Raw genomic sequence first — 9,220 nt, 5'->3', positions numbered from 1 at the left:
GTGCCCCGGCCGTCACCAGGACGAGCAGCGCGACGGCCCGGCCGGCGGACGGTCCGCGGGGTGGCGGTCCGTCACCCGCTGCCGCCTGATCGGATGTTGACGTCGTCACGGTCACGGGACGATCTTCACCGGAGGGGATGAATCCGGGCAAGCGGGCCACGGCAAGTGGCGGACCGCGTTCCGTCCCTCCGGGGTGGGAAACGACGTCCGCCCGGCCCAAGGGCCGGGCGGACGCCGGTGCCGCGGTGGTGCGTGCGACGGGGTGCTACTTGGTGACGGCCTTCAGGGCGTCGACGATGCCGGCGCCGTAGAAGCCGTTCTGACGCGGGCCGCCGACGCAGATCGCGTCCTCGACGCCGTCGTTGTTGTAGTCGTACGTCTCGGGGCAGTCGAACTTGGTCGCCTGTGCCTTCAGCATCGCCGCCAGCGCGCCCGGAGTGGCGTGCGGGTGCGTCGACTTGATGAGGGCGGCCACGGCGGCGGCGTGCGGACCGGCCATCGAGGTGCCCTGGAGCCAAGCGTAGCCGCCACTCGGCATGGTGGAGAGGATGCGGCCGTTCTGCGACGGGGTGCCCGTCGGGATCTGGCGCGCGTCACCACCCGGCGCGGCGACGTCGATGACGCCCTTGCCGTAGTTCGAGTAGTACGACTTGCCGTTGAAGTAGCCGGTGGCGGAGACGGTCACCACGCCGTCCAGCTGGGCCGGCATGTCGAGGCACACGTGCGGATCGATGGTCCGCGTGATCGGGGTGCCGTCGTCCGGGCTGCCCTCGTCGAGGATGGCGTCCCCGTCGAGGTCGTTGTAGGAGTTGCCGGCCGAGGCGACGTGCAGGGTGCCCTTGGACTCGGCGTACTTCTTGGCCCGGGTGACCGCGTCCAGAAGGGCCTTCTGGTCCGGGTCGTCGGGGCAGTTGTACTCCCACGGGTCGATGTAATAGCTGTTGTTCGTGACCTCGACGCCGCTGTCGGCGGCGAAGACGAAGGCGCAGACGATGGCCTCCGTGAAGAACAGCTGGTTCTCGTCCGGCTGGGCGACGGTGATGCCCGAGACCTTCACGCCGGGCGCGACGCCGGCGATGCCGACGCCGTTGCGGGCGGCGGCGATCGAGCCGGCGACGTGGGTGCCGTGGTAGTGGTCGTCGTCGACCGGGCGCCAGGCGCCGGCGGTGGTGTCGGCCACGCCGGTGGAGCAGTCGGCGGACTGCGAGGCCGAGAAGGACGGCGCCAGGTCCGGGTGGGTGTCGTCGACGCCGGTGTCGATCACGGCGACGGTGACCTTCTTGCTGCCCGGGTTGATCGTGGCGGCCTTGTCGGCGCCGATCGCCGGCAGGTCCCACTGGTCGGCCTCGAGCGGCTCGCTCAGGCCCGCCTCGGCGGACGCCTCGGCGATCTCGGCGGCCTCGGCCGCGCTCAGGCGGTCCACGGCGCCCACGTCGGTGGTGGCGGCCGGGACGAACGGCACGGTCCGGGTGGCGCCGGCGCTCTCCACGCCGCGCACGGTGCGGATCTTCGCGCCGAAGGACGGGTCGGCCGAGTGGACGACGATCACGCCGATCTTGTCGTACGACGTGACGATCGAGCCACCGGCCTTGGCTATCGCCTTCTTGACGGAGGCGACCGTGCCACGGTCCGTCCTGGTGTTGACGACGTACGACATCGTCTCGCCGGCCGTGGCGGCCGCGGCGGTGACGTCGGACGTCGGGGCCGCCACGGCGGTGGCCGGCAGGAAGCCGAGTGACGCCGTCAGCGACAACGCGACCGGCACCGCGAGGGCCAGCCGGCGTCTTGAGCTCAGATGAGCCATGGGGTCTCCACATCATCCTGAATCGAGGCCCGCCTGGACAGAGTTGTGCCGCAGACAGGTACATGACGGATGGTTCAGGGAGGAAGCTATCTCCCGAAGTCGCTGGCCAGCAATGACCTACCGCAACGATTACCGAACATCGGTACTCGGTTGAACCGGTCCCGCTTCCGCTCCGTGAAGGCGGACAAGGGGCGAAGAGCCGCGACCCCCTGTCGGATCACGTTCCGGGGCCCTAGCATCTCGACCTTGTCGAGTGATCCACATCACAAGCAGGCTGATTTTCCTATGTCCGTACCGACCGCTTCCCATGCACGAGGAGACTCCGTGGCAGACTCACCGCCCCTCGAGACGCCGCACACGCGGGTGCCGTCCACCGAGGAGTACGCCCAGGTGCAGGAGAGCGAGGAGTTCGGCGAACTACGCCGCTCCTACCGCTCGTTCGCCTTCCCGCTGACCATCGCCTTCATAACCTGGTACCTGCTGTACGTCCTGCTCTCCAACTACGCGGGCGGCTTCATGGGCGCCAAGGTCGTCGGCAACATCAACGTCGCCCTCGTCCTCGGTGTCCTGCAGTTCGTCAGCACCTTCCTGATCGCCTGGTGGTACGCCCGCACCGCCGCGGCCAAGCTCGACCCGAAGGCGGAAGCCATCAAGACCCGGATGGAGGGCGGCGCGTGAGCACCGACTACGTGATCCTCGCGGCCAACGAGGCCAGTGAGCACCGCACGCTGATCATCAGCCTCTTCACCGCCTTCGTCCTGGCGACCCTGGGCATCACCGTCTGGGCCGGCCGCCAGACCAAGGACGCCGCCGACTTCTACGCCGGCGGCCGCCAGTTCTCCGGATTCCAGAACGGCCTCGCCATCTCCGGCGACTACATGTCCGCCGCGTCCTTCCTGGGCATCGCCGGCGCGATCGCGCTCTCCGGTTACGACGGCTTCCTCTACTCCATCGGCTTCCTGGTGGCCTGGCTCATCGCCCTGCTGCTGGTCGCCGAGCCGCTGCGCAACTCCGGCCGCTACACCATGGGCGACGTGCTCGCCTACCGGATGCGCCAGCGCCCGGTCCGCACCGCGGCCGGCGTCTCCACCATCGTGGTCTCGATCTTCTACCTGCTGGCCCAGATGGCCGGCGCCGGCGTGCTGGTCTCGCTGCTCCTCGGCATCACCAGCGAGGCCGGCAAGATCCTCATCGTCGCCCTGGTCGGCGTGCTGATGATCATGTACGTGTCCATCGGCGGCATGAAGGGCACCACCTGGGTCCAGATGGTCAAGGCCGTGCTGCTGATGTTCGGCGCGGCGCTGCTGACCTTCCTGGTGCTGCTGAAGTTCAACTTCAACATCTCCGACCTGCTCGGCACCGCCGCCGCCAACAGCGGCAAGGGCGACGCCTTCCTCGAGCCCGGCCTGAAGTACGGCATCAGCGAGATGAGCAAGATCGACTTCATCTCGCTCGGCATCGCCCTGGTCCTCGGCACCGCCGGCCTGCCGCACATCCTGATCCGCTTCTACACGGTTCCCACCGCCCAGGCGGCCCGCAAGTCCGTCCTGTGGGCCATCGGCCTCATCGGCGCCTTCTACCTGATGACCCTGGCCCTCGGCTTCGGCGCCGCCGCGCTGATGAGCCCCAAGGAGATCACCGACTCCAACCCGGCCGGCAACACCGCCGCGCCACTGCTCGCCCTGCACCTGGGCGGCGTCGACTCCACCTGGGGCGCGATCCTGCTGGCCTCGATCTCCGCGGTCGCGTTCGCCACCATCCTCGCCGTGGTCGCCGGCCTCACCCTGGCCTCGTCCTCCTCGTTCGCCCACGACATCTACGCGAACGTCATCAAGCGGGGCCAGGCCACCGAGAAGCAGGAGATGAAGGCGGCCCGCTGGTCGACCGTGTTCATCGGCATCGTGTCGATCGGCCTCGGCGCCCTCGCCCGCGACCTCAACGTCGCCGGTCTCGTCGCCCTGGCGTTCGCGGTCGCCGCCTCCGCCAACCTGCCGACGATCCTCTACAGCCTCTTCTGGAAGCGGTTCACCACCCAGGGCGCGCTGTGGTCCATCTACGGCGGTCTGATCGCCGCCGTCGGCCTGGTGCTGTTCTCGCCGGTCGTCTCCGGCGCACCCACCGCGATGTTCCCGGACGTCGACTTCCACTGGTTCCCGCTGTCCAACCCCGGCATCATCTCGATCCCGGTCGGCTTCCTTCTCGGCTGGCTGGGCACCATCCTCTCCAAGGAGGAGCCCGACAAGGGCAAGTACGCGGAGCTGGAGGTCCGTTCGCTCACCGGCACCGGAGCGCACTGACCGCCGCCGAACGGCACGCCGCGGCCGTGCCGCCCCCGGGGAAGTCCGGGGCGGCACGGCCGCGGCCGTCACGTACGCTCAAGGCTGCGGGAACTCGACCGCGGCAGCGGACCGCGGTGCCCGACCGCGGCATGCGGCCGCGGTACTCGACTGCGAGGGAGGGGCCTGGTGAAGCTCGTCGACACCTACGGCCGGGTGGCCACCGATCTGCGGGTCTCGCTGACCGACCGGTGCAACCTGCGCTGCACCTACTGCATGCCCGAGGAAGGCCTCCAGTGGCTGGCCAAGCCGGACCTGCTGACCGACGACGAGATCGTCCGGCTGATCCGCGTCGCCGTCACCACGCTCGGCGTCGACGAGGTCCGCTTCACCGGCGGCGAACCGCTGCTGCGCCCCGGCCTGACCGGCATCGTGCAGCGCGTCGCCGAGCTGGACCCCCGCCCCGAGATGTCCCTCACCACCAACGGCATCGGCCTCGGCCGGATCGCCCCCGCCCTCAAGGAGGCCGGGCTCGACCGGGTCAACGTCTCCCTGGACACCCTGCGCCCCGAGGTCTTCAAGGCCCTCACCCGCCGCGACCGGCACCACGACGTCCTCGCCGGACTCGCCGCGGCCCGCGACGCCGGACTCACCCCCGTCAAGGTCAACGCCGTCCTGATGCCCGGCTTCAACGAGGACGAGGCGCCCGACCTGCTGGCCTGGGCCGTGGAGAACGACTACGAGCTCCGGTTCATCGAGCAGATGCCGCTGGACGCCCAGCACGGCTGGAAGCGCGACGGCATGGTCACCGCCGGGGACATCCTCACCTCGCTGCGCACCCGCTTCGAGCTCACCCCCGAGGGCGACACGGCCCGCGGTTCCGCCCCCGCCGAGCGCTGGCTGGTCGACGGCGGCCCGCACCGGGTAGGCGTCATCGCCTCCGTCACCCGGCCGTTCTGCGCGGCCTGCGACCGTACCCGGCTCACCGCCGACGGCCAGGTGCGCACCTGCCTGTTCGCCACCGAGGAGACCGACCTGCGCGGCGCGCTGCGCTCCGGGGCGCCGGACGAGGAGATCGCCCGGATCTGGCGGACCGCGATGTGGGGCAAGAAGGCCGGCTCCGGCCTGGACGACCCCACGTTCCTCCAGCCGGCCCGCCCGATGTCGGCGATCGGCGGCTAGCGCGGCGGGCTAGCTCCCGGTCCACTCCGGGAGCGCCACGACGTCCTTCAGGAAGCCGCGGACCCCCAGGAACTGCGACAGGTGCTCCCGGTGCTCCTCGCAGGCCACCCAGGTCTTGCGGCGCTCGGGGGTGTGCACCTTGGGGTTGTTCCAGGCCAGCACCCACAGCGCGGGTTCACGGCAGCCCTTGGCCGAACAGACGGCGGTCTCGTCGCTCACGGTCACTCGCAGGGGAAGAACGGTCATGGAAGACGCCGGGCAGCCACGGGGGGAGCTGCCCGGCGTCGGTCCCTCGCTCCGAACGGGGGATACGGAGCGCTTGGAAAGTATGTCACGCGAGGCCGGTCCGAGGGGACCGGTTCGGCGGTACCGGCAGGTGGAAGCCCCGCCTCCGCCGGCCGGTCACTCCCGGTCGCCGGATCCCGGCCGCACCTTCGCGGCGGGTTCCTCCACGGGCGCCTCCACGCGTCCTTCCACGGGTGCCTCCACCGGTTCCTCCACGGGCCGCTCCCACGGCTCCGCGACCGCGTCCGCGCGCGGGGGCGCGATCATCGGCCGGGCCGGGGCGGACAGGAAGGTCGACGGGAGCGAGGGGGCGTTCTCCCGTCCGGCGTTGGCGATCACCACCGCCACGTAGGGGAGCAGGGCCCCCAGCACCAGCGCCACCACGGCCACCGGACGCTGCACGTTCCACAGCGAGGCCGCCAGGATCACCGAGAGGGTGCGGATCAGCATGGAGATCACATAGCGCCGCTGCCGTCCGCCCACGTCGTCCGCGAGGCTCTGCCGGGCGCCGGTGATCCGGAAGACCTGGCCCGTCGAGCCGCTCCGCCGTCGCTTCCGCATCACATTCCACCATCCACCAGCATCGGTCCGAACCGGCACGTACAACGGTACGCCCGGCCCCGCCCGGCGAGGAGGCCGGGGGGCCACCGGGAGGGCGCACCGGTTGCGCCGTCCCGCGTACGGACTTGTCCGACATGCGCCGTACGGGGTGCGGGCGGACACTGGGCGTACTGCTCACGTCGATCCGTACGAGGAGGCAGCCATGGGCTGGTTGTGGGCGATCATTGTCGGATTCGTGCTCGGCCTGCTGGCCAAGGCGATCCTGCCGGGCAAGCAGAACATCCCGTTGTGGCTGACGACGCTGCTCGGTATCGGCGGCGCGATCGCGGGCAACGCCATCGCACGCGGCATCGGTATCGAGGCGACACCCGGCATCGACTGGGGACGGCACGTGCTGCAGCTGGTCGCGGCGATCGTCCTGGTGGCCCTGGGAGCCGCCGCCTGGAACGCCATCATGTCCAAGCGGCGGGGCACCTCGACGCGAACGATCGCCTGACCCGACCCGACCCGACCCGACCCGACCTGACCCGACCCGACCTGGCCCGACCCGGCCTGATCCGGGCCGGCGCCCGGTACGAGCCGGTCACGACGGCGGCGGGCCGGGGGAGACCATGGTCTCCCCCGGCCCGCCGCCGTCAGGACGTCAGGACGTCGTCAGGGTCCGGTGCGCGTCACGCCCCGGTGACCTCGACCGCCGCCAGGTTCTTCTTGCCCCGGCGCAGCACCAGCCAGCGGCCGTGCAGCAGGTCCTCCCGGGCCGGCACGGCGTCCTCGGCGGTCACCTTGACGTTGTTCACGTAGGCGCCGCCCTCCTTCACCGTCCGCCGGGCCGCCGACTTGCTGGCCACCAGGCCGACCTCGGCGAACAGGTCCACCACCGGGCCGAGCTCGGCGACCCGGACGTGCGGGACCTCGGAGAGCGCCGCGGCCAGCGTCCGGTCGTCCAGCTCCGCCAGCTCGCCCTGGCCGAACAGCGCCCGGGAGGCGTTGATCACGGCGGCGGTCTGGTCCGCGCCGTGCACCAGGGTGGTCAGCTCCTCGGCCAGCGCGCGCTGGGCGGCGCGGGCCTGCGGGCGCTCCTCGGTCTGCCGCTCCAGCTCCTCCAGCTCCTCGCGGGAGCGGAAGGAGAGGATGCGCTGGTACCGGACGATGTCGCGGTCGTCCGTGTTCAGCCAGAACTGGTAGAACGCGTACGGCGTGGTCATCTCCGGGTCCAGCCAGACGGCGCCGCCCTCGGTCTTGCCGAACTTGGTGCCGTCGGCCTTCACCATCAGCGGCGTGGCCACGCAGTGGACGTGGGCCTCGGGCTCTAGGCGGTGGATCAGGTCCATGCCCGCCGTGAGGTTGCCCCACTGGTCGCTGCCGCCCTGCTGCAGCGTGCAGCCGTGGCGGCGGTACAGCTCGAGGAAGTCCATGCCCTGGAGCAACTGGTAGCTGAACTCCGTGTAGCTGATGCCCTCCTGCGACTCCAGGCGGCGGGCCACCGAGTCCTTGGTCAGCATCTTGTTGACGCGGAAGTGCTTGCCGACGTCCCGCAGGAACTCGATCGCCGACAGGCCGGCCGTCCAGTCCAGGTTGTTGACCATGGTGGCCGCGTTGGGGCCCTCGAAGGAGAGGAACGGCTCGATCTGCGCCCGCAGCCGGCCCACCCAGGCGGCGACCGTCTCCGGCGCGTTCAGGGTGCGCTCGGCGGTCGGCCGGGGGTCGCCGATCTGCCCCGTCGCGCCGCCCACCAGGGCGAGCGGCCGGTGTCCCGCCTGCTGGAGCCGGCGCATGGTGAGCACCTGCACCAGGTGGCCGACGTGCAGGGACGGCGCGGTCGGGTCGAAGCCGCAATAGAACGTGACAGGACCGTTCGCCAGAGCCTTGCGCAGGGCGTCCTCGTCGGTGGACTGGGCGAACAGCCCGCGCCACTTCAACTCGTCGACGATGTCCGTCACGGTTCTCGTGTCTCCTCGAAACGATCTTCGACCGCCGTCCCGGCAGCCTCTACGAGGTTATACGCCCCGGGCCGCGGGGGACGCAGCCCCTTATGGCGCTGCGTGCCCCGCGGCCCGGACCCGTCAGACGCCCTGGCTCACGGAACTCATGTTGAAGTCCGGCACCCGCAGCGCCGGCATCGCCGCCCGCGTGAACCAGTCGCTCCACTCCCGCGGCAGGGTCCGCTCCGTCCGCCCGGCCTCCACCGCGCGCCCCAGCACGTCCACCGGCGACTCGTTGAACCGGAAGTTGTTCACCGCTCCGGTGACCTCCCCGTTCTCCACCAGGTAGACCCCGTCCCGGGTGAGCCCGGTCAGCAGCAGCGTCGCCGGGTCGACCTCCCGGATGTACCACAGGCAGGTCAGCAGCAGGCCCCGCTCCGTGGCGGCGACCATCTCCTCCAGCGACCGGTCGTCCCCGCCCTCCAGGACCAGGTTCCCGATCGACGGCGTCACCGGCAGGCCGGTCAGCGCCGCGCTGTGCCGCGTGGAGGTCAGGTGGCGCAGCTCACCGCCGGAGACCCACTCCGTGGCCGACACCGGCAGCCCGTTGTCGAAGACCGAGGCGTCGTCCCCCGACGAGTGCGCCAGCACGAACGGCGCGCACTCGAGCCCGGGCTCGGCGGGGTCGCTGCGCAGGGTCAGCGGCAGCGCCGTCAGCTTCTCCCCGACACGGGTGCCGCCCCCCGGCTTGCTGAACACGGTCCGCCCCTCGGCGGCGTCCCGGGCCGAGGACGACCACAGCTGGTAGACCATCAGGTCCGCCACCGCGGACGGCGGCAGCAGCGTCTCGTACCGCCCGGCGGGCAGGTCGACCTGCCGCTCGGCCCACCCCAGCCGCCGCGCCAGCTCGGCGTCGAGGGCGGCCGGGTCCACGTCGGTGAAGTCCCGCGTCGAGCGGCCCGCCCAGGCGGAGCGGAGGCGGTCGGGGGACTTGGCGTTGATCTCCAGGGTGCCGTTGGGCTGGTCGTGGCGCAGCCGCAGGCCGGTGGAGGAGCCCAGGTAGCTGGTCACCATCTCGTGGTGGGCGAAGCCGTACAGTTCCCGCCCGCCGTCCCGGGCGCGCGCGAACGCCTCGCCGAGCGCCGGGGCGAAGGCGTCGAACACCGCGGAGGAGGTCTCGGCGGGCGCCT

9 protein-coding genes are annotated in these 9,220 nt (G+C 71.2%); 4 read left to right on the top strand and 5 right to left on the bottom strand.

Translation table 11 applies throughout. The features are described from left to right. Window positions 1-265: 265 nt before the first annotated feature. Complete coding sequence (locus HW445_RS10055; protein WP_180220683.1) at window positions 266-1,804, bottom strand: S8 family serine peptidase; 1,539 nt, start codon at window positions 1,802-1,804, stop codon at window positions 266-268. Window positions 1,805-2,089: 285 nt separating this feature from the next. Here HW445_RS10055 and HW445_RS10050 point away from each other — a divergent pair, with 285 nt between their 5' ends. From HW445_RS10050 to moaA, 3 genes are all read left to right on the top strand, one after another. After that, window positions 2,090-2,482: a DUF485 domain-containing protein gene (locus tag HW445_RS10050; RefSeq protein WP_180220682.1), complete on the top strand. Its 393-nt coding sequence runs from the start codon at window positions 2,090-2,092 to the stop codon at window positions 2,480-2,482. Continuing rightward, complete coding sequence (locus HW445_RS10045) at window positions 2,479-4,101, top strand: cation acetate symporter (RefSeq protein ID WP_180220681.1); 1,623 nt, start codon at window positions 2,479-2,481, stop codon at window positions 4,099-4,101. Before HW445_RS10050 ends, HW445_RS10045 begins: the two co-directional genes overlap by 4 nt. Before the next feature lie 168 nt (window positions 4,102-4,269). Then, on the top strand, window positions 4,270-5,262 hold the full coding sequence (gene moaA / locus HW445_RS10040; protein WP_180220680.1) for a GTP 3',8-cyclase MoaA: 993 nt from the start codon (window positions 4,270-4,272) through the stop codon (window positions 5,260-5,262). Window positions 5,263-5,271: 9 nt separating this feature from the next. Here moaA and HW445_RS10035 read toward each other — a convergent pair whose 3' ends face one another. Then, window positions 5,272-5,481, bottom strand: coding sequence for a hypothetical protein (locus HW445_RS10035; protein ID WP_151775609.1), 210 nt, complete (start codon window positions 5,479-5,481; stop codon window positions 5,272-5,274). A gap of 183 nt (window positions 5,482-5,664) precedes the next feature. Further along, window positions 5,665-6,108 carry a DUF3099 domain-containing protein gene (locus HW445_RS10030; protein WP_180220679.1) on the bottom strand — a complete coding sequence of 148 codons (444 nt, stop codon included), beginning with the start codon at window positions 6,106-6,108 and terminating at the stop codon, window positions 5,665-5,667. A 202-nt stretch (window positions 6,109-6,310) separates the two neighbouring features. Between HW445_RS10030 and HW445_RS10025 the strand changes: the two genes are divergently transcribed. After that, the gene (locus HW445_RS10025) at window positions 6,311-6,604 is read left to right on the top strand and encodes a GlsB/YeaQ/YmgE family stress response membrane protein (protein ID WP_180220678.1); all 294 of its coding nucleotides are present in this window, start codon (window positions 6,311-6,313) and stop codon (window positions 6,602-6,604) included. 175 nt (window positions 6,605-6,779) lie between these two features. Here HW445_RS10025 and tyrS read toward each other — a convergent pair whose 3' ends face one another. Together tyrS and HW445_RS10015 are read right to left on the bottom strand one after the other, a co-directional pair. Further along, window positions 6,780-8,048 (bottom strand): tyrosine--tRNA ligase, encoded by a 1,269-nt coding sequence (gene tyrS, locus HW445_RS10020; protein ID WP_180220677.1) that lies wholly within the window; start codon window positions 8,046-8,048, stop codon window positions 6,780-6,782. A gap of 123 nt (window positions 8,049-8,171) precedes the next feature. Then, a partial coding sequence (locus HW445_RS10015) for a metallopeptidase TldD-related protein (RefSeq protein WP_180220676.1) occupies window positions 8,172-9,220 on the bottom strand: 1,049 nt, incomplete at its 5' end.

The organism is Streptomyces sp. UH6, assembly GCF_013421635.1.
Classification (GTDB): domain Bacteria; phylum Actinomycetota; class Actinomycetes; order Streptomycetales; family Streptomycetaceae; genus Streptomyces; species Streptomyces abyssomicinicus.
This window is presented reverse-complemented; position numbering and strand designations above follow the sequence as displayed.

Bases quoted from the DNA above. Each gene is read 5' to 3' on its own strand.
- HW445_RS10050 (WP_180220682.1), top strand. From the start codon at position 2,090: ATGTCCGTACCGACCGCTTCCCATGCACGAGGAGACTCCGTGGCAGAC.
- HW445_RS10025 (WP_180220678.1), top strand. From the start codon at position 6,311: ATGGGCTGGTTGTGGGCGATCATTGTCGGATTCGTGCTCGGCCTGCTG.
- HW445_RS10030 (WP_180220679.1), bottom strand. From the start codon at position 6,108: ATGCGGAAGCGACGGCGGAGCGGCTCGACGGGCCAGGTCTTCCGGATC.
- HW445_RS10055 (WP_180220683.1), bottom strand. From the start codon at position 1,804: ATGGCTCATCTGAGCTCAAGACGCCGGCTGGCCCTCGCGGTGCCGGTC.